The organism is Pontibacter roseus DSM 17521 (assembly GCF_000373265.1).
GTDB classification, from domain to species: Bacteria; Bacteroidota; Bacteroidia; order Cytophagales; family Hymenobacteraceae; genus Pontibacter; species Pontibacter roseus.
Window position 1 is genome coordinate 39,515 of the sequence record NZ_KB890766.1, and the last position, 20,580, is coordinate 60,094.

17 protein-coding genes are annotated in these 20,580 nt (G+C 54.9%); 10 read left to right on the top strand and 7 right to left on the bottom strand.

The window, feature by feature from the left end; translation table 11 throughout:
- Positions 1–224 precede the first annotated feature (224 nt).
- Both B051_RS0114455 and B051_RS0114460 read left to right on the top strand, forming a co-directional pair.
- Entirely contained in the window at positions 225–1,343 is a 1,119-nt protein-coding gene (locus B051_RS0114455; RefSeq protein ID WP_018478927.1) for a fatty acid desaturase family protein, read from the top strand.
- 139 nt (positions 1,344–1,482) lie between these two features.
- Positions 1,483–2,709 carry a DEAD/DEAH box helicase gene (locus tag B051_RS0114460; protein ID WP_018478928.1) on the top strand — a complete coding sequence of 409 codons (1,227 nt, stop codon included), beginning with the start codon at positions 1,483–1,485 and terminating at the stop codon, positions 2,707–2,709.
- Positions 2,710–2,818: 109 nt separating this feature from the next.
- Here the strand turns inward: B051_RS0114460 and B051_RS21375 are convergent, their stop codons facing one another.
- Positions 2,819–3,091 carry a glycine zipper domain-containing protein gene (locus B051_RS21375; protein ID WP_018478929.1) on the bottom strand — a complete coding sequence of 91 codons (273 nt, stop codon included), beginning with the start codon at positions 3,089–3,091 and terminating at the stop codon, positions 2,819–2,821.
- 235 nt (positions 3,092–3,326) lie between these two features.
- Here B051_RS21375 and B051_RS0114470 point away from each other — a divergent pair, with 235 nt between their 5' ends.
- The 3 genes from B051_RS0114470 (at position 3,327) to B051_RS0114480 (ending at position 6,677) form a co-directional block, all read left to right on the top strand.
- Positions 3,327–3,851, top strand: a complete 525-nt coding sequence (locus B051_RS0114470; RefSeq protein ID WP_018478930.1) for a GNAT family N-acetyltransferase — start codon at positions 3,327–3,329, stop codon at positions 3,849–3,851.
- 51 nt (positions 3,852–3,902) lie between these two features.
- The gene (locus B051_RS0114475) at positions 3,903–4,352 is read left to right on the top strand and encodes a hypothetical protein (protein WP_018478931.1); all 450 of its coding nucleotides are present in this window, start codon (positions 3,903–3,905) and stop codon (positions 4,350–4,352) included.
- A 261-nt stretch (positions 4,353–4,613) separates the two neighbouring features.
- Positions 4,614–6,677 carry a multicopper oxidase domain-containing protein gene (locus B051_RS0114480; protein ID WP_018478932.1) on the top strand — a complete coding sequence of 688 codons (2,064 nt, stop codon included), beginning with the start codon at positions 4,614–4,616 and terminating at the stop codon, positions 6,675–6,677.
- A gap of 64 nt (positions 6,678–6,741) precedes the next feature.
- Here the strand turns inward: B051_RS0114480 and B051_RS0114485 are convergent, their stop codons facing one another.
- Positions 6,742–7,653 (bottom strand): DMT family transporter, encoded by a 912-nt coding sequence (locus B051_RS0114485; protein ID WP_018478933.1) that lies wholly within the window; start codon positions 7,651–7,653, stop codon positions 6,742–6,744.
- 76 nt (positions 7,654–7,729) lie between these two features.
- Between B051_RS0114485 and B051_RS0114490 the strand changes: the two genes are divergently transcribed.
- From B051_RS0114490 to B051_RS0114515, 5 genes are all read left to right on the top strand, one after another.
- Positions 7,730–8,911, top strand: a complete 1,182-nt coding sequence (locus B051_RS0114490) for an AI-2E family transporter (protein ID WP_033316950.1) — start codon at positions 7,730–7,732, stop codon at positions 8,909–8,911.
- A gap of 145 nt (positions 8,912–9,056) precedes the next feature.
- The gene (locus B051_RS0114495; RefSeq protein ID WP_018478935.1) at positions 9,057–10,325 is read left to right on the top strand and encodes a replication-associated recombination protein A; all 1,269 of its coding nucleotides are present in this window, start codon (positions 9,057–9,059) and stop codon (positions 10,323–10,325) included.
- A gap of 30 nt (positions 10,326–10,355) precedes the next feature.
- Entirely contained in the window at positions 10,356–10,559 is a 204-nt protein-coding gene (locus B051_RS0114500) for a hypothetical protein (protein WP_018478936.1), read from the top strand.
- 180 nt (positions 10,560–10,739) lie between these two features.
- Positions 10,740–12,503: a signal peptide peptidase SppA gene (gene sppA / locus B051_RS0114505; RefSeq protein WP_018478937.1), complete on the top strand. Its 1,764-nt coding sequence runs from the start codon at positions 10,740–10,742 to the stop codon at positions 12,501–12,503.
- A gap of 284 nt (positions 12,504–12,787) precedes the next feature.
- Positions 12,788–13,606 (top strand): purine-nucleoside phosphorylase, encoded by an 819-nt coding sequence (locus B051_RS0114515; RefSeq protein WP_018478939.1) that lies wholly within the window; start codon positions 12,788–12,790, stop codon positions 13,604–13,606.
- Positions 13,607–14,035: 429 nt separating this feature from the next.
- Here the strand turns inward: B051_RS0114515 and B051_RS0114520 are convergent, their stop codons facing one another.
- From B051_RS0114520 to B051_RS0114540, 5 genes are all read right to left on the bottom strand, one after another.
- Entirely contained in the window at positions 14,036–14,818 is a 783-nt protein-coding gene (locus tag B051_RS0114520) for a CPBP family intramembrane glutamic endopeptidase (RefSeq protein WP_018478940.1), read from the bottom strand.
- Positions 14,819–14,930: 112 nt separating this feature from the next.
- Complete coding sequence (locus B051_RS0114525; RefSeq protein ID WP_018478941.1) at positions 14,931–15,737, bottom strand: DUF4249 domain-containing protein; 807 nt, start codon at positions 15,735–15,737, stop codon at positions 14,931–14,933.
- A complete protein-coding gene (locus tag B051_RS0114530; protein WP_018478942.1) occupies positions 15,737–18,049 on the bottom strand; it encodes a TonB-dependent receptor in 2,313 nt (770 codons plus the stop codon). The genes B051_RS0114525 and B051_RS0114530 overlap by 1 nt, the downstream gene beginning before the upstream one ends.
- A gap of 176 nt (positions 18,050–18,225) precedes the next feature.
- Positions 18,226–20,106, bottom strand: a complete 1,881-nt coding sequence (locus B051_RS0114535) for a M61 family metallopeptidase (protein WP_018478943.1) — start codon at positions 20,104–20,106, stop codon at positions 18,226–18,228.
- A 22-nt stretch (positions 20,107–20,128) separates the two neighbouring features.
- Positions 20,129–20,578 (bottom strand): DoxX family protein, encoded by a 450-nt coding sequence (locus tag B051_RS0114540; RefSeq protein WP_018478944.1) that lies wholly within the window; start codon positions 20,576–20,578, stop codon positions 20,129–20,131.
- Positions 20,579–20,580 lie beyond the last annotated feature (2 nt).

The window sequence follows — 20,580 nt, forward strand, 5'->3', positions numbered from 1 at the left end:
GGAGGCGGTAATTCTGCATTTCCCTGTTATATTTGTACCTGATTCCGACATGTGCACTAGCCGGTTTTTTAGACATGGAGCGTGTCGCTGACCAGTTTTTGCAGGCATCAGCCAAAGCAGCGCCCGAACATACCGGAGCTGACTCGGTTAACATCCTGGCGGGCTGTTTCGTAAACCCCTCTTTGGGTATGCGAGCCCGATTTGAATATTATCAATACTACTAAATGAAGCTTAAAGGCAAAGTAAAATTCGTCAACAAAGACAAAAGCCTGTTTTTCCCGACACTCCGCAAACGCGTAGACGCTTACTTCTCAGACAACAACCTTCCCAAGTCCGGCGACACCGGCCTGCTTATCAAGAGCATCATCCTGCTGCTTCTCTACCTGGTGCCCTTCGCACTGCTGCTCGCCTTTACGCCAGGTTTGGCGGTTAGTCTCGTGCTTTGGCTCGTTATGGGCGTGGGTGTGGCCGGCGTTGCCATGAGCGTGATGCACGACGCCAACCACGGCGCCTTCTCCAAGAGCAAGACGGTGAATTACCTGATGGCGCACTCGGTGAACCTGCTGGGCGCATCGGCCTTCAACTGGAAGCTGCAGCACAACATCCTGCACCATACCTACACCAACGTGGTCGAGATGGACGAGGACATCGATGATATGGTCGTGCTGCGTTTTTCACCGCATACGAACGTCAGGTTCTTCCATAAGATACAGTGGGCCTATGCCTTGTTCTTCTACGGGTTGCTGACGCTGTATTGGGTGACCATAAAGGATTTCGTGCAGTTCTTCCGGTATGTCCGGAATGGGGTGAACTCAAACTCAAAAGCGCAGAACAGGGTGGCGTTCCTGAAGATTGTGGCCTTCAAGGTGCTGTATTTCTTCTCTATCCTGGTGGCGCCGACGCTCATCTTCGGCATTCCTTTCTGGGAGGTGCTGCTAGGTTTCCTGCTGATGCATTTCGTGACGGGCATCATCCTGTCCACGGTGTTCCAGCTGGCGCATACGGTGGAGGGCACCAGCCATCCGCTTCCCACGGAAACAGGCGTTATTGAAAACGACTGGGCGATACACCAGCTGAACACGACGGCCAATTTCTCGCGCAAGAGCAGGCTGCTGTCGTGGTATGTGGGTGGGCTGAACTTCCAGATTGAGCACCACTTGTTCCCGCGTATATCGCATGTGCATTACCCTGCCATTGCTGACATTGTGAAAAAGACGGCGGCCGAGTACAACATCCCTTACCTGGAGAGCAAAACGTTCATGCAGGCCGTGCGCTCCCACTTAAATACCTTGCACCGCTTCGGCCGGCTGCAACTGCCCAACCTCAACGAGGTGATGGCGTAAAGGCAACAGGAAAACACATAAAAGAGACGGCGGAATATATTTTCCGCCGTTTTTTGTTTCCCACAGGTATAGCACCAGGTTTTGCTGCGCTATACCTTTGCCATGATTCTTTTTCCGAAACAACATACACTTAGCTGCCATGACGTTCCAGGACCTACACCTAATTACGCCCCTGTTGCAGGCGCTGGAGGCAGAGGGCTATACCTCCCCGACACCCATCCAGGCACAGGCTATACCTGCCGTGCTGCAACGGCGCGACCTCTTGGGCTGCGCTCAGACGGGCACAGGCAAAACGGCCGCTTTCTCATTGCCACTCCTGCAGTTGCTGCACGAGCATTCTGCGGACGAGCCTCGACATATCCGGGCACTCATCCTGGCGCCCACGCGCGAGTTGGCGACACAGGTAGGCAAGAGCCTGGCAGCCTACGGGCAGTATACTCAGCTGAAACAGGTGGTGGTATATGGCGGTGTGTCCTACCGGGTGCAGACCGAGGCGCTGGAAGCGGGCGTGGATATACTGGTGGCTACACCAGGCCGGCTGCTGGACCTGATGGACCAGGGCTTTGTGCGATTGCAACACGTGCAGTTCCTGGTGCTCGATGAGGCCGACCGCATGCTGGACATGGGCTTTCTGCAGGACATCCGGCGGCTGCTGGACGTCATACCGGAACAGCGCCAGACTCTGTTCTTCTCGGCCACCATGCCGCCCGAAATCGTCAAACTCACGAAACGTCTGCTCAACGACCCGGTGCGGGTGGAGGTGGCACCGGTATCCTCGGCAGCGGGCACCGTGCGGCAGGAACTGTACTATGTGCGGCGGGCCAATAAGATGAAGCTGCTCCAGCACCTGCTGCAGGAGGGAGGCATTGACCGGGCGCTGGTGTTCACGCGCACCAAAGAGGCGGCCGATGCCATAGCCAAAGAACTGAACCAGGCGGCTATACCTGCCCAGGCCATACATGCCGACCGGCCGCAACGGGAACGGGAAAGTGCTTTGGAGAACTTCAAGAACAGCCAGACGCGCGTACTGGTGGCCACTGATGTGGCGGCGCGCGGTATCGATGTGCAGGAGTTGTCGCACGTCATCAACTACGAACTTCCTTTCGAACCCGAGACATACGTGCACCGCATTGGGCGCACGGGTAGGGCAGGGGCGAGCGGAGTGGCCATTTCCTTCTGCGGCGCCACCGAAACGCCGCTCCTCATCAGCATACAACAACTCACCGGCAAATCCATCCCCATCGTAGATAACCACCCATACCCGCTCACCGCGCAGGATTTCATGGAAGCAGCGGCCTCTTCGGCTAAAAACAGCAAAGTAGGCAAGGGCTCCGGAAGAGGCGGGAAAGGGAAGCGAAGGAGGTAGTAAGTGAAGCTTACATAATCATTGCAGGGCTCCGATTTACTTGTAGGGGACAAAAAAACAGGCTGCCGATTTCTCAGCAGCCTGTTTCTCTTAAAGGATTCCTCTATTCTTAACGCTGGTTCTGTTCTCGGTTTTCCCGTTCGCGTTGGCGTTCCCTTTTTTTCTTGTCCTTTTTGCGTCCGATGGCACCGCCTCCGACCGCACCCGCTGCGCCACCGATTACGGCACCAGAAGTGCCACCCACGGCGGCACCTGTTGCGGCACCTGCCGCTCCGCCTATCACGGCGCCTTTCTTTTTACTGCTCCAGCCGTCTGTACCGGCGCATCCACCCAGTAGAAACACTGATAATATAGTAAAGGATAATATTCTTATGTTTTTCATAGTTCTTTGATTTTGTGCAAGTTGTATACGGTCTCAGCCACTGCTGAGTTTTATTCTTGGCTTATACGCCTTAATAAGAGTGCAAAAATGAGGTGTGCAGCAGGCTGGGTATAAAATCGGATTTTTTAGGGTTTGAAAAATTGTGGACGAAAATCAGCCGCATGGCCCCACAATTTCAACGCGGCAAAGTATACCTCTTCTACACAGACATTCCGAACACAACATATCACCCCTTATGACTGACATTGCCATTAGCCCCTGCAGCCTCACTGACATACAGCAGCTACAAAGTATTGCTATACGCTCATACGACGACCACTATACCTACTTGTGGCACGATGCTGGTGCCTGGTACAAAGAACGCTGTTTCTCAGAGGAGGCCCTGCGCTCGGAGCTGGAAGACCCAAATGCTGCTTTTTTCCTGATCAGCTACCAGGACGTGACAGTGGGCTTCCTGAAGCTGAACATCGACAAAGCCCTGGATGGCTATACCGCACAGGAGTGCCTGGAGCTGGAGCGGCTATACCTGGTGCACGAAGCGGCGGGCATTGGCATTGGCAAATGGGCGGTGGAATTCACGGTGCAGTACGCGCTGGAGAAGGGTAAGCGCATCGTCTGGCTCAAGGCTATGGACAGCAGCCGGTCCGTTGACTTCTATGAGCGGAACGGCTTCGTGAAGTGCGGCACCTATGAACTCGATTTCGAAAAGATGAAGGAGATGTACCGGGGCATGCACGTGCTGAAAAGGGAGCTTGCCTGATACACCGCATCGTTTCTCTTTTTACCTTTGGGGTATTACCAACTGGCCCTTATGAAATCCGGTCTATACCTGCTCCCGCTCTGTTTCCTGCTTCTGGCCTGCGAGGCGAGCCAGTCCGAGGCAGACGCTGTTACCACCGACCTGCCCGCCACCGACCTGACCACTTGGGTAAAGGCTGACCTGGCCTGTGAGGAGATACGCAACGCAGACGAAGACGACCCACTGGCCGTCGTATACCTGGAGCAGCTCGGCAACCGCCACCTGATTGACACCGTCTATACCTGTTCGGTCATTGCCCCGGAGATGTACCGCACCTTCGATATTCCCCGCCACGCCTTGTCAGCCAGCGGTGGCTGGTGGGCCGGCAGCGGCGACTTCTACTATACCCTGCCCGAAGGCGACAGCATAGCGGTATGGCACGCGCACCGGCAGCAGCAGGACAGCCTGGGTTTCCAATACTCGGTGCTGAAACGATTCCCCGCCACTTATCCCGGGGAGTAGTCGCGAAGGCTTTGGAGGACCTGCTGCCTTACCTCGTTTTTCATCTGGATTGCATGGCCAACTTATTGGCTAACAATATCTGTTTGTTGGCAGGTATAACTCGAAAAGTCACCACAAATATATGTATAAGATAATTTTTTGTGACTTAATTCATTATCTTGAAACAGCGATAGGTGTAATTTTACATACGCTCCTCTCCCTGTAACAGTATCCTGTTCTTGCTTGTGTTTCAGCTTGCCTAAATCCTTAAGTCTATGGGAAATGCGATACCTCCAATTTTACTTAAAGTATCTGCTGTTAGGTTTCCTGTTGGGACTGTTGCTGACAGGCCAGCCGCTCCTTGCGCAGGAGCTGCTGCACCCGGCCTCTGTGCCCAAGTTTGTCAATAAGCTGCCTATTCCCTCGGTAATCGACGCCATCGATGCCGGCGGTAGGGAGATTACCATGACCATCTCCCAGTTTGAACAGGACCTTGGCCTAGGGCTGAAAGATGCGTCTGGCACCCCTGTGCTGACCAACGTTTGGGGGTATAACGGGCAATACCCGGGCCCGACCATCCTTACCAAAAAAGACCAGCCCATACAGGTTAAATGGCTAAACAGATTGGTAGATGAGGGAGGAGAGCCCTTGCCGCATTTGCTTCCGGTCGATAAATCCATCCACTGGGCAAATCCAAAAGGTCCCGGTGTTCCCATTGTTACGCACCTGCACGGTGGACATACGGAGTCAGAGAGCGATGGTCTGCCAGGCGCCTGGTATACACCGTATGCTAGGGAGAAAGGTCCTTATTTTGTGAAGGGAGAGCAGATTCCCTACCATTATGACAACGACCAGACGGCAGCCACGCTGTGGTACCACGACCATACCCTCGGCCTCACGCGCCTGAACGTATACGCAGGCCTCGCTGGTTTTTACTTGCTTACCGACGGTTTTGAAAACGGCCTGAGGAAAAGCAAAAGGCTGCCAGACCCTAAATACGACATAGGATTGGCTATACAGGACCGTATGTTTACCGCCGATGGGCAGCTGTTTTACCCTACTGAACCTGAAGAAGGCGGGGCGCATGCCATGTCAGACTCCCACGGTGTGCCTGACCCTTCCATTTTACCGGAGTTTTTCGGGGACATCATCCTGGTGAATGGCAAGGCCTGGCCCATCTTGAACGTGGAGCCCCGGCAATACCGTTTTCGGGTGCTGAATGGTTCCGACTCCCGGTTTTATAATCTGAAACTCACGAAGGGAGTGAAAGTCTGGCAAATCGGGTCTGACCAAGGCTTTCTGACCACCCCGGTGGAGCACAGCGAGCTCCTGATTTCACCCGGTGAGCGCATGGATGTGGTGGTGGATTTCTCAGGTGCAAACCTGTGGGGGGAAACCATCATCATGACGAATGATGCCAATACCCCATTTCCCGATGGAGACCCGGTAAACGCGGGTGACAGCCAGACACAAATCATGGCTTTCAAAGTAGATGTTCCGCTGAACAGAGCTTATCCGCTCACCCACTTGCCTGCTTCCTTCCACAAGCCACTTCCTCCAACTCCCACCGCCACCCAAGTCCGGAAACTGATTCTATTTGAAGGGGAGGATGCATACGGAAGGCTGAAGCCGATGCTGGGAACCGTAAAAGATGGCGCGTTGGAGTTCACGGACCCGATTACGGAGAATCCGGACTTGAACAGCACAGAGATTTGGGAAATCTATAACCTCACACCCGATTCGCACCCGGTACACCTGCACCTGGTGTTCTTCAAGGTATTGAGTTCCCAGAAGTTCACAGGCGATGTAGACGAAGAGGGGCGCCTTACGAACATACAACTGATGGGGGTACCCGAGACGCCCGAGCCGGGGCAAGATGGGAAAAAAGACACCTATCCGATTGCTCCTGGAGAAGTGACGCGCTTGGTAGCCACCTTTGACCGGGAAGGGCGCTATGTCTGGCACTGCCACATCCTGTCACACGAAGACCACGAAATGATGCGGCCATACTATGTGGCCAACATGCCGGACCACATGCTGGCCAGCCAAAACCATGCTCTGGAGGGTGTGGTTAATATAAACCCTGGGAATGAGGTATTCAGTGTATACCCTAATCCGTTCTCTGATGCTGCAACTTTGCGACTGAGCGTGGATGAGCCGACTGAGGTGACGGTGCGCCTATTCGACCTGAGCGGTCGGCTGGTACGCCATGTGCCGGCACAGCGGCTACCTGTCGGGCATCATCAGCTAGAGATAAACAGCGCAGCTATACAGACAGGTATGTACGTGTTCGAGGTAGCGGTAAACAACAAGCTATACCGAAGCAAGGTCGTACTGGCCCGCTAGTGATTTAAAAAGCAGAGGAGCCTGGCAGTAACAGGCTCCTCTGTTTTTGTATACCTTTCTATAGCTACACCTCTGCCTTTTCTTTCTGCAGCACATTTTGCTTGGTTCGGCTCACCAGGTATACCCCCGCAAAAATCAACAAGGCGTAAAAAGCCTTCTGCAGCGTGAATACATCCTTCCCCACGCCAACCGCAATGAGTATGGCCATCACCGGCTGCAGGTAGATGTAGGCGCCCACCAGCGAGGGATTGGCGTAACGCAGCGCCCAGGTGTTGAGCAGGTAGGCGATAATGGTCACGGCAAACACCATGAACACGATGGCCAGCCAGATAGTCACAGGAAACGCGCTGTAATCAGGAGCCATGAGCTGTTGCCAGCCGAACGGAATCACCAGCACGGCACCCACCGTAAAGATGCGGCTCACGATGGTGATGGCCTTGTACCGTTGCATCAGCGGCTTCACCAGCACCAGGTATAGGCCAAAGGAAGTGGCGTTCAGGATGATGAGCAAATCGCCCCAGATATTGCCGGTCGCCGCCTCTCCGCGCGAGGTATAGATGAGCAGGAAAGCACCCAGGCAGGCCAGCGCTATACCTGACACCTTGCGTTTGCCGATGCGCTCCCGCAGCAGTAGGGCCGAGAACACCAGCACCACCACCGGCACAATCACCATGAGCAGCGCGGCATTGATGGGAGCCGTCAGGTTGAGGCCGCCAAAGAAGCAGAGCTGGTTCACTGCCACGCCGGTCACCCCGCACAATATCACCCGTATGTTGTCTGCACGTCCTTCTATTTTCTCCTTTGTCACAAAGCGGGCGAACACGCCAAAGAAGAGCGCCGCCGACACCACCCGTATCACGATTAGCCCGAACGGCCCCACGTATTCCGGCATCACCTCCTTGGCGATGCTGTAATTGCTTCCATAAATCAATGCGACCAGAAAAAGCGCCGCATGCACCTGCACCTGTCTACTCATGCTGCAAAGGTACATGCTTATTTTCTCAGCTCCGTATAAGGAGGGGCAACATAAATTCAAGCAAACACAAGGACATATGAACCAAATACCACTGACGGTGAGAAGGGCCATTGAGTTAACAGGTCTGTTCTTTCTGGGTTGGATAGTAGTGCTGGGCAAAGGCCTGCTGGCACCCCTGCTCATGGCATTTTTCATCAGCATCATGCTGCTCCCGCTCTTCCGCTTTTTCAAGAAAAGGAAGATGCCGGAGGCGGTGGCCATTGGCTTGAGTCTGCTGGCGCTGGTGGTGGTATTGGCGGGAATTGTATGGTTCTTCTCCTCGCAAATCAGCATCCTGATTCGGGACTTCCCTACCATCCAGAAAAACGTGATGAACCACCTGAACTCCCTGAGCGCGTGGGTAGGCAGCAAGACGCCTTTTTCGTCGCAGGAGCAGATTAACTTCGTGAAGGAGCAGAGCAACAACCTGCTCACTTACGCGGGTACCCTGCTGGGCGGTGTGGCTGGCGGCGTGACAGGCTTGCTCGTATTCCTGGGTCTGTTGCCCATCTACATTTTCCTGCTGCTCTTTTACCGCAACCTCCTGCTGCGCTTCGTGTTCCTGTGGTTCCCGCGCGAGAACCATGAGCAAGTGGAGGAGACGCTGCGCGAGATGCAGGCCATCATCAAGAGCTATCTGTTCGGCCTGCTCATACAGGTGACTTACATGACCATCTTGCTGGGCGGCCTCCTGATGATTATCGGGATAAAGCACGCCTTGCTCATTGGTATCATCTTCGCTTTCCTCAACCTCATTCCGTATGTGGGCGCGCTGCTGGGGAACATCATCGGGGTGCTACTCACGCTGGCCTCGTCTGCCGAGCTTTGGCCTATTTTCGTGGTGCTGGGCACCATTGCCGGGGTGCAGTTCCTCGACAACAACATCCTGATGCCCCGCATTGTAGGTTCTAAAGTCAAAATCAACGCGCTGGCCACCATTGTGGGCGTTATAGTGGGCGGGGAGATAGCGGGTGTGGCGGGTATGTTCCTCTCGCTGCCCATCATCGCTGTGCTGAAGGTGGTGTTCGACAGAAGCGAGCAGTTCAAGCAATGGGGCGTGCTCTTCGGTGACGAGCGCCCTTCCCGTAGCCCCATGGAGATACCCGTGCTCCGCTGGAACACCGATGCCATACGCAAAAAGCTGGAGCGGGAAAATGAGATAGAACCACCGCACGGGGAGGGGCAACCCGAAAATCGGAAAGAAGATAAGAAGGTATAGTCACCTATACCTGCAGGTCGGTCTCAGGTATGGGAGTCTGGTCAATAGCTGTGTGGCGCCGGCACGACCGGGTTTTATGCCGTACCAATTCCCTTCAAATTCGTAGCTTTGCTATTGACTGATTTCAGGAGATAGAACCGAGCCGATGAACCATCCGAACACACCGCTTGCCGAGCGCATGCGCCCCCACAACCTGGACCAATACTATGGGCAGAAGCACCTAGTGGGGCCAACCGGCATCCTGCGCCGCTATATAGAGGGAGGCGTTATTCCTTCCATGATTCTGTGGGGGCCTCCGGGCGTGGGCAAGACCACGCTGGCCAACATCATCGCCAACCAAATGAAGGTGCCCTTCGTGGCCCTGAGTGCCATCAATTCCGGCGTGAAGGACATACGCGAAGTCATAGAGCAGGCCAAGAAACGGCAGGGCACGGTGCTGTTCATCGACGAGATACACCGCTTCAACAAGTCGCAGCAGGATGCCCTGCTGGGCGCCGTGGAGAAAGGCACCGTGACGCTGGTGGGCGCCACCACCGAGAATCCTTCTTTTGAGGTGATATCGGCCTTGCTGTCGCGCTGCCAGGTATACATCCTCAAGCACCTCACCAAAGACGAACTGATTGAGTTGGTGGACAAGGCGCTGGCGCAGGACGAGTGGATGAAGCACCGCAAGGTGCGCGTGGAGGAGTACGAGGCGCTGCTGACCATATCGGGCGGCGACGCGCGCAAACTCCTCAACCTACTGGAGATTGTGGCCGAAGGCGTGAAAGGCGACGAAGTGGTGGTGACCAACGAACTGGTGAAGCAAGTGGCCCAGCAGAACATCGTGATGTACGACAAGTCCGGCGAGATGCACTACGACCTGGTGTCGGCCTTCATCAAGTCCATACGCGGCTCTGACCCCAACGCGGCCGTGTACTGGCTGGCCCGCATGATTGAAGGCGGCGAGGACCCGAAATTCATCGCGCGCCGTCTGCTCATCGCCTCCTCTGAAGACATCGGCCTGGCCAACTCCAACGCGCTGCTCATGGCCACTTCCTGTTTTCAGGCGGTGCAGATGATTGGTTACCCGGAGGCGGAGATTATCCTCTCGCAGTGCACGGTATACCTAGCTACTTCGCCTAAGAGCAACGCCTCGTACAAAGCCATCAAACAGGCCCGCCAGATGGTGCAGCAGACCGGCAACCTGCCCGTGCCGCTCCACATCCGCAACGCGCCCACCAAACTGATGAAGGAGATAGGCTACGGCAACAACTACAAATACGCCCACGACTACGAGGGCAATTTCGTGCAGCAGGAGTTCATGCCCGACGGCCTGAACAACACCACCTTCTACGACCCCGGCCAAAACGGCCGCGAGGTAGAGATGCGGAAACAGCTGCAGGCGCAGTGGGGGAAGAAGTACAGGTACTAGGAAGTTAGAAAGTTTAGAAGTTAGAAAGGTGTGAACAGAACAGTTTTCATTCTGCTTATCGCATTACAGACTGCCATTTTTCTCGTTTGGGAAAACTTAGGGTATAGGTATGGCGGCGTATACCTGTTTATCGGTTTTGCTGTGCTGCTCTACTTTCGCCGGCGCTACCTGAACATGAAGCCCTATTGGGCCGGCGACCTCGCCGACATCCCCAAATACTTTACTCGGAAATAACTTCCTATCTAATACCTGCCTGACTTTCTAACCCAGAACGTTGGTCTATGAAAAGGCTGGGTTGGTCGAGATTGCCTTCGGCGGGGCCGCTGCATTGAACTTTAAGCCTTATTTTTGCTTATTGTATTGAAGGAACCCGGTTCCTGACGAGTATAAAAACACAAACCCTAAGAGAATCTTATGTTGCAATTCCTGAAATATGTACTGGCGACCATACTGGGCCTGTTCATATTCTCCTTCCTCAGTATGCTGCTGTTTTTCGGCATCGTAGCCGCCACAGCCTCCAAAGGCGACGTGACTGTGGCCGAGAACTCCGTACTGGAGCTTAAACTAGATAAACCCGTCACCGAAAGAGACCCAAGCAATCCGTTCAGCGAGTTGGGAATCAACTTCTTCGGCATGTCCAGCACCGATGGGCTGGACCAGATAAAGGCTTCCATCCGCAGAGCCAAAACCGATGACAACGTGAAAGGCATTTTCCTGAACATGCGCTTCGTAGACGCAGGCATGGGCAAGCTGGAAGAGATACGAAACGAACTGATTGCCTTCAAAGAGTCCGGCAAGTTCGTAGTTTCCTATGGCGACATGACCAACGAGAAGGCCTATTACCTGGCGTCTGTGGCAGACAAGATATACTTGAACCCGATGGGAACGCTGGAGTTCAATGGCATCAGCTCTGAGGTGTTCTTCTTCAAAGGCACTCTGGAGAAACTCGACATCAAGCCTGCTATTTTCAAGGTAGGCGAGTTCAAGAGCGCCGTAGAGCCTTTCTTCCTGGACAAGATGAGCGAGGCCAACCGTGAGCAGGCGACTTCCTTCCTCAACTCCATCAACGATTATCAGTTGCGTAAGATTGCAGAGGCGCGTGGCAAGACCTACGAGGACCTGAAGAACGTGTCGGATAACGTGCTGGTGCGTGAGGCAGAAGACGCCAAGAAATATGGTCTGGTGACGGACATTGGCTACTACGACCAGGCAATCGACTACATGAAAGAGCAGGCTGGTGTAGAAAAAGACAAGAAGCTGCAACTGGTAGGTCTGAGCAAGTACAAGAAAGTGGCCGATAAAAAAGAAGGAAGCACCTCTAAGAACCGTATCGCTGTGATTTACGCCGAAGGTGACATCGTCGACGGTGAGGGCGACGAGGACAACATCGGCAGCATGCGCTATGCCGAGGCGTTGCGCAACGCTCGCCAGGACGAGAACGTGAAGGCCGTGGTGCTGCGCATCAGCTCCCCGGGCGGCAGCGCTCTGGCATCGGACGTGATGTGGCGAGAGATACAGGAGACCCGCAAAGTGAAGCCTGTGATTGCGTCTATGTCGGATATGGCGGCCTCTGGGGGCTACTACATGGCTATGGGATGCGATACCATTGTGGCGCACCCGAACACCATCACAGGTAGCATCGGCGTGTTTGGCATCGTGCCTAATTTTGAAGGATTCCTGAAAAACAAGATGGGCATCACCGTAGACCGCGTGAGCACAGGAAAACACTCTGATTTGCCAACCGTGACCCGCCCTATGACGGAGTTCGAGCAGGAGATTGTGCAGCGTGAAATCAACAAAATATACGAGGTGTTCACACAGAAAGCAGCCAATGGTCGGGGCATGTCGCAGGACGAGCTGAAGAAGTTCGCCTCCGGCCGCGTGTGGTCAGGTATAGAGGCTAAGGAGCGTAACCTGGTAGACGTGCACGGTGGACTGGAGACAGCCATCGAAATCGCGGCCGCCAAGGCAGGCATCTCTGACGATTACCGACTCAAGGAACTGCCACGCCGTAAGTCCTTCTTCGAGGAGATGCTCGGAGACGCTGGCTCGCAGGTGAAAGAGAGCGCTGTGAAAGCAGAGCTGGGTGAGCTATACCCGTTCTACAAGATGTACAAGAAGGTGGAGAACATGCGGGGTATACAGGCGCGCATCCCGTATGAGCTGAACATCCAATAGACTTGAAACGCCTGCCGGCACAGGTATAGCACCTGGGTCAGGATAGAATACTATAACTTTTTCGAAAAGCTCGCTGGACTCAGTTCAGCGAGCTTTTTGTTTTGGAACATCTCCTTTTTTTGCAACTTGCAGGCGCTGAGTTCTTCAGCCGGTGCCTTGGGAAGTTCAATCAAAGCCGATATTCGGTACATGACGCAAGTCATTTATTCGGTCAAGTAAAATGCGCTTCTTCGCACCAGCAAACAGATTCAACCTCAATTTTCAAAAAGACACACGTAAGACCCATGATGCAGCAATTACGAGAATCCGCTTCCTACATACAGCAACAGACCAATGACTTCGCACCTGAGTTCGGAATCATACTAGGCACCGGCCTAGGTGCTTTGGTGAACGAAATACAGATAGAACACAGCCTATCCTACGCCGATATCCCGCACTTCCCGGTGTCAACGGTGGAGAGCCACTCCGGCCGACTCATACTAGGGCAGTTGGCAGGCCGCCGCGTGATAGTGATGCAGGGACGTTTCCATTATTACGAAGGCTATACCATGGAGCAGGTGGTGCATCCGGTGCGCGTCATGAAGCTGATGGGCGTGCAGAAACTCTTCATCTCCAACGCCTCCGGTGGCCTCAACCCATCCTTCAACACCTCGGACCTGATGGTGATAACCGACCACATCAACCTGCAGCCGTCTAACCCGCTCATCGGCAAGAACATCGATGAACTGGGGCCTCGTTTCCCGGACATGAGCGATGTTTACGATGAGCAGATGGTGCGGCAGGCGATGGTCATCGCAGAGGACGCTGACTTTGATTTGCGGGAAGGCGTGTACGCCAGCGTTCCCGGCCCTATGCTGGAGACAAAGGCGGAGTACAACTACATTGCTCGCATAGGCGCTGACGCGGTGGGTATGTCCACGGTGCCGGAGGCGATTGCCGCTCGCCACATGGGCATGAAAATTTTCGGCATCTCCGTTATCACCGACATGGGTACGCCCGACCGCATCAAGAAGGTGAACCTGGCTGATATTCTGGAGGCGGCTGCCATTGCCGAGCCGCGTATGACGATGCTTATCAAGGAGCTGATTCGCCAGCAGGAGTAGTAGCTAGAGTAGTCATTATTTAGAGGCAGCCCCAAAAGGCTGCCTCTGTTGTTTTCGGGGTATCAGGTAAGATGCTTTCCTTTGTAGCGGCGGCTTTGCTGTTTGCTCGATGGGTTGTGGTATAGTTTCGCCTGTGCGGCGGGCACCTACTTTTCTCCTTGATGAGAATCGAGGGCCCTTACCCCACAGTGGATCGCCAAAGGGTGCACCTGGCCGATGCCACCGCCCTGTTGCTACAGGGCAACTCTCCCCTTGAGGGGAGGAAGAGGGGTGTTAAGGCTACAGCTGCCGGTGGTCTTTGCTACAGCGCCTATACCTTAGAAAGAGCTATAGCAAAAAGTCTTCCTTCGAAGGGGGCAGGGGGATGTCAATCGTTCCCGATTCCCCTCTTGAGAGAGGCAGGGGAGTGTCAAACGTACACAGGTATACCTACATCGTGATATAAGACAAAGCGATGGCGATTGCATTGAAAAGACCATGGCCGAGGATGGCCCAGGTGAGGCTGTAGCGGAGCCGGATGTAGCCCCAGAACAGGCCACCGATGAACTGCGGTACTACCAGCAGCGGCATCAGGGCCAGCGGCACGTCCAGGTTCTCGAAGTTAGCCAAGTGCATCAAGGCAAACAGGAGGGAGAAGGTATAGAAAACCACTCCGAAATGCCGTTGCCATACCTGCCGCAGCCTTTCGGACCAGGTGTCGGAGAGGAGGAAAGCGATGGTCAGCAGCATCAGCAGCGTCACCAGCACAATATTAATAAGCGAGCTGGTGCCCAGTACTTCCAGCGCCAGGGGCAGGCAAAAGAGGCAGATACCCAGGAAGGCAGTGAAAGCCCGGGCCTTGGTGAAGCGCAAGGGCAAGCGGAAAAAGAACTCCTCCACAACCGGCCCCACTACCGCCACCAGCAGAAAAGCCAGCACGAAATGGGTGTCGAGCAGGAAAGACTCCAGCTTATGGCCCGCCAAGGGGTCCATACCCAGCACTGTCATCAACCCGAAAACCAACAAAGCTGCCCCGAAGGCTGTGGCCGTATTCATAGCGAAGAGCTGCAGGAACGGCAGCCATACCTGAGCGGACGGTGTCGGCGTATCGGACAGGCAGCGGGGCGATTTCAGGAAGCGCCAAAACGCGGCGGCCGTCTCCTCCAATTTAGGCTGGTTCGCTTGTTCCAGGAGTTCCTTCTCTTCCAAGGCTGGCTGTAATCCTGTATCCATTCAATACTTGTTGCCTGTTACACGTTTAGGTCTTTCCTAGATTTACTCTGGCCCCAACTCAACTGACTTACGCAGTAGAAGCCTCCGGAAGGTATGCGTGCTGAGGCAGATTTTATTCTAAAATGACCATCTTGCGGGTATAGGCCAGGTTGGTGAAGATGCCGATACCTCCCTCCACAGAAGACACAATACGGGAGGGCTGGGCAAAGGGATTGCCGTTCGCGCTCTTGGCATCGGAGACAGACCCCAAAAAGTCGTAGTACTGCTTTTCGATGTGGTAGAGCGACACGATGAGCGTATCGCCCTTTTCGTAGTCGTAGCCAGAGCCGTAGGAAACGCGCTTGCCGTTGGTAAGGGCATCAGAAGCGACAAAATCACGCTCCGAGCCGTGGTTGACGCTGTCTTGGTGCGTCATGTAGCGGTAGTAGTTCTCCGCTTCCGGGTCGTCCTGAAAGGAAGTGAGCAGGTAGGCTTTCTCCTTCTCGTTGAACTTCCATTCCACAGCCTCAATCGGGACTATGTCCTGAATGGTAGTGGAGCCGGTCACGCGGCGTCCTTTCCTGTCTTTGACCTCCAACGTGAACACATCGCCCGGTGCAGCTTTCAACCTCTCGCTGATGCGGTGGGTATAGTACTTGCCGTTGTGCTTGTCCTGAAAGGGGCTGAAAGGCAGTTTCACCGTTTTGCCGTTGTGCGTGAGGTATACCTCGGCGTCCGGTACCACGGGCAGCTGCGGGTCGTTGAAGTAGCTCACGCTCTCCAGCACCACCGCCCGCAGCGGCTCGCCCGGCTCCAGGTAGCACTCCACCACCAGTTGCGACTCATGCGGCGGCAAGTTGACGGAAACATCCTGCTCCATGTCGCAGGAAGCCAGCAGGAACAGCAGGGGCAAGGTATAGAGAAGATTCTTCAGCCTCATCAGAATTTGAAATTATAGGTAACAGAAGGTACTACCGGGAAGAGCGAGACCTGTTTGGCCTGGAAGCGCGTTGTTTCTCCTGACTCATCCTTCACCTGCTCGAAGTACACAAAGTACGGGTTGCGCCGGTTGTAGGCATTGTAGGCGTTGAACGTGAGGTCAGCCTCTCCGTTCCGCGGCTTCAGTTTGAGCACTAGGCCCAGGTCCAGGCGGTGGAATGCCGCCAATCTAAAGCTGTTGCGGTCGCTGTAGACGGGTACCACGGTAGCGTTCTTCCCGTTTACATCCTGAAAAGCAAACCGGGCCACGGGCAGCGAGTAGGCGTTTCCGGTGCCATACACAAAGGCCCCGGTGAGGTTGATGCGTTCGCTCAGCTTGTGCAGCAGCACCACGCTCAGGTCGTGGCGGCGGTCGTAGCGGGTGGGGAAGCGGCGCCCCTGGTTGATGCCGTCAAACTGGCGGAAGGTCCAGGAAAGGGTATAGCCAATCCAGCCGGTGGTGCGGCCCTTTATCTTCTCCAGGTATAGCTCGTTGCCGTAGCTTTCGCCCTTGCCGAACAGGAACTCCTCCTCCAGGTTGTCGTTCACGAACAGGTTGGCCCCGTCTCTGAAGTCAATCTGCCGGTGCATCCACTTGTAGTATACCTCATTGGTGAGCAGGTAGCGCCCACCGGCGAAGAGGTGGCTGACACCTGCCGCCACCTGCTGCGAACGCTGTGGCTTCACATAGTCGTTGGATGGATACCAGATGTCCGTGGGCAGCGAGGCGCCGGAGTTGGCCACCAGGTGGATGTACTGCATCATGCTGGCGTAGCTAGCCTTGAGCGCGGTGTTTTCGGTGATGGAGTATTTAGCTGAGGCGCGTGGCTCCAAGGCGGTATAGGTTTTGCCGCTGCTGTTGAAGCCAGAGAAACGCAGCCCGTAGTTGAGCGACAGCCTGGAGTTCACCTGCCAGTCGTCGGCCACATAGGCGGCTGCCTCCGTGGCATCGTAGGCACTCCCTGCGTTGAAAGTCAGCCGGTCGTCATCGGAGTCGAAGTTGAGACGACCGATGGTGAAGCTGTGACGCGTGGTCATGGCCCCAAATTGCAGATTGTGCCCTTTGTCCAGCACCAAGCCAAAATCCGTCTTCAGGCTGATGTCCTGGATGTCAGACGTGAGGTTGAAGCTGAAGACGTCAATCTTGTTGTTGATGTTGTATTGGTAGCTGCTGCTGGAGAGGGTGGTGTTGACTTGGAAGCGCGGGTTGAAGCGGTGCTGCCAGCGCAAGGAGCCTACTCTGTTGCCCCAGTCAAAGCCGAACTTGAAATCCGCATCGGTGAAACCGAAGAAGTCACGGCCGTAGTACCCGCTCAGGAAGAGTTCATCTTTCTCGCCCAACTTGTAATTCACCTTGCCGTTCAGGTCATAGAAGTAGTAGTCAGGTATGGGGCTGTAGTCTTTTTTGTCTTCCTGCAGGCGGTTTAGCTGGCGTGTGAAAATGTCGAAGTACGTCCTGCGGCCAGATAGCACGAAAGAGGACTTGTCCTTCACGATGGGGCCATCCAGGGTGAGGCGGGAGGCAATCAGGCCCAGCCCACCCGTGGCCCGGATGCGCTCGTTGTTTCCCTGGTTCATCTTCACATCCACCACAGACGAGAGTCTGCCTCCGAACTGCGCCGGGAAGCCGCCCTTGTATAGTTCCACACTCTCCACCGCATCAGGATTGAAGACCGAAAAGAAGCCGAACAAGTGGGAGGCGTTGTAGACCACCGCGTTGTCGAGCAGCACCAGGTTCTGGTCCGGCCCGCCACCACGTACGTACAGCCCGGAGGCACCCTCACCACCTGACTGCACTCCTGGCTTCAATTGCAGCGTTTTCAGCAGGTCCACCTCCCCGAACAAGGCAGGAAGCAGCTTAGCCTCCTTGGTGGTGAGCAACTCCACGCTCATCTGGTTGTTGTTGAGTTTCTGCTGCAGAGTGTTCGCCTCAATCACCACTTCCTGCAGCTGGCTGCTGGCTGGCGCCATGCGTATGGGTATGACTTTATTGCCGCCGTTGATGGTAAAGGTGAGTGTGGTAGGCTCATACCCGATGTAGGTGGCCTGCAAGGTATGATTGCCATTGGGCAGTAGCAGACTGTAAAAGCCATTCTCATTTGTCACGGTGCCCAGTCGCAGGTCTGGTACAGCCACGGTGGCGCCAACCAGCGGCTCATCGCTCTCCGCAGCCCGTACATAGCCACTGACGGTGTAGCCGTTCTGCGCCATGGCATCCGGAAACAGGAGAAAGAGCAGAGGGAGCAGAAATAGCAAGAAGGCTGGTACGCGCATAGATACTAACAAATGGTAAATCAGGTGTTTAGACGGCAAAGATAAGGAATCATCCTGACCTGACTTAGTAACCCCCTAGGAAGCTTGATGTTTAGACTAGTTTTATTCTGCTGCTCACAAAAACGGCGGCCCTTCCTAACCGGAAAAGCCGCCGTTTTCAGGTATAGCACGTGGGCTTACTGCACGTTGTTGTTGAGCCAGGCGGCCCGCAACTGCAACTGCTGCTCTGTAGGCTGCTCCATAGGCTCCAGCACGTGCAGCACCTCGCGTTTTATCTGCGTCACCTTGCCAGTCAGCTTTTTCGGCTTCACTACCCCTTTGGCATCTTTGCGGCCTACTGTGATGGTAATGGGGCTGCCCGGCTTGGCCTGCTGCAGCTCTTCTCCTATAATCTCGCGGATGTTGAGCGGCGTGATTCCCTGGTCATTAAAGGACAGCAACTGGTCGCCTTCCTTGAAGCCCATCTGCTTGCCGAAGTCATCCATCTCATCTGTCTCCGCCACGATTATTTTGTCCGCCTCCTTGTCGTAGCCCGGCACGAAGCCGCCATAGGAATTCACCATCTGGACTGACTCTGGCTCGTAGCGTATACCTACCTTCTGGAAAAGGCTCTGCAGCGGGAGCGGCTCCGGACCTTCCACGTGGCGGGCGAAGAAGGTGCGTATCTCGGGGTAGGTAAGCTCAGCGATTTTATCGAACAGCTCATCGTCTTTGAACGGACGGCCCTTGCCGTAGGTCTTGGACAGGTCCTGCATCAGGTCGCGCAGGCCGCGCTTGCCACCTGACTGTTCCCGCAACAGTATGTCGAGCGCCATACCTATCAGGGCGCCTTTCTGGTACACGTTGCCATATTCCTTCTCGTACTGGTCCAGTACCTTGGCGCTCATCTCAGTAAAGGCCACCGTGTCGTTGTAATAGTCGCGGGAGGTATAGATGTTCTCACGCAGCTTCTCCAGGTACTCTTCCAACGGAATCAGGCCTTCGTATACCTGCACGTGCGAAGCGAAGTATTCCGTCACGCCCTCATACAGCCACAGGTGTTTCGACATTTTTGGGTTGATGAAGTCGAAGTTGTGGATTTCCTCTGACTGGATAGAGAGCGGCGTAACGATGTGGAAGAACTCATGGGCCGCCACGTCGCGCATGGTGCTGTTGAAACGGTCTTCGGGCATCTCGGGCAGGTAGTACACCGAGGAGTTGGAGTGCTCCAGCGCGCCGTAGGAACCCGACTTGCCTGGTTTCTCGGGCACGTAAATCAGGAAGGCGTATTTATCTACCGGCAAAGTGCCGCCGAGGTAGCTGCGCTGCGCCTCCAGTATGTCCTGGATGTTGTCGGCTATGGGTTTGGAGGTGACTCTGCCCGTGGGGGAATATACCGATACCAGTACTTCTGTCTCACCCAGGTTCAGCACCGTGGTGTCCGGTTTGTTGTACATCAGCGGCGAGTCGGCCAACTCCACGTAGTTTGGCACCAGGTAGGTGTCAGAGGTGGCGGTGGAGGAGACCGCCTTGAGCGGGGTGGAGCCGTAGAAGCCCTGCGGTTTGGTGATGGTCAACTCGTAAGGCATCTGCTTCATGCCATCGAAGTAGCCGATGAAGCCGAAGGTGTTAAGCAGGAAGTTCTTGCCCTCTTCTATGTTGGTGCCACCCGGCTCAAAGAGCACATCCTCGCGCTTGGCCGCGTCAAAGGAGTCGTTGATCCAGTAGGTGACCCGGTCGAGGTTGGTGGCGTTGGTGATGCGCCAGCGGTTGTTGTCCAGCTTCTCCACAGGAAGCGGGTTTCCCTTGTCATCGACTGCCTGAAACTCTGTTACGAACTTGCCAAAATCAGAGACGGAGTAGGTGCCCGGCACTATCTTGGGCATGTTGTAGATGACCTCGTCCTGCTTTATGTCCGGGGCCTGCATGGTCACCTGTACCATATCGTCTTTCACCTGCGTCAAATCGATGGTGAAACTATAGCGTTCCTCGGCCGCGGACTGTGTTTTGGTGGCAACGGTGGCGCAACTCAGGTGCAGGCTCAGACCCAGGAACAGGAGTGTGTTTTTGAGTTTCATGATTCAGGTATAGGTGTCTCACCTAGTTAACGGACACAGGCTGTTTTTGGGTTTGCTCTTGCCGGTGCGCCAGAAAACTATCGACGGAGAGGGGACCGGCACCGTTGAAAAGGTAGAAAAAACCTGCGAACAGAAGCTCAGCCGCAGGATAGTACTGCGGGAAAGCGTCGCCTATGTGCACGATGAGGAGAGCCGCCGTGAAGTTGATAATGAGCAGCACACCTGCTAACCTGACACCCCAGCCCAATAACAGCATGAGGCCTATGATGAACTGGGTATAGGCCGACAGGTGCGCGGCCACCAGCGGGTAAGGCACCCCATGCAGTTGCAGGAAATCACGGAACTCCAGCATGCGCTCCCAGTTGAAGATATTATCCTGCACACCATAAATAAGGAAAACACCCATGGCCAGCCGGAGAAAGACGACCCCATAGGTCTTGTGGCGGTGGAAGAAGGCGAAGATGTCCCGCATAG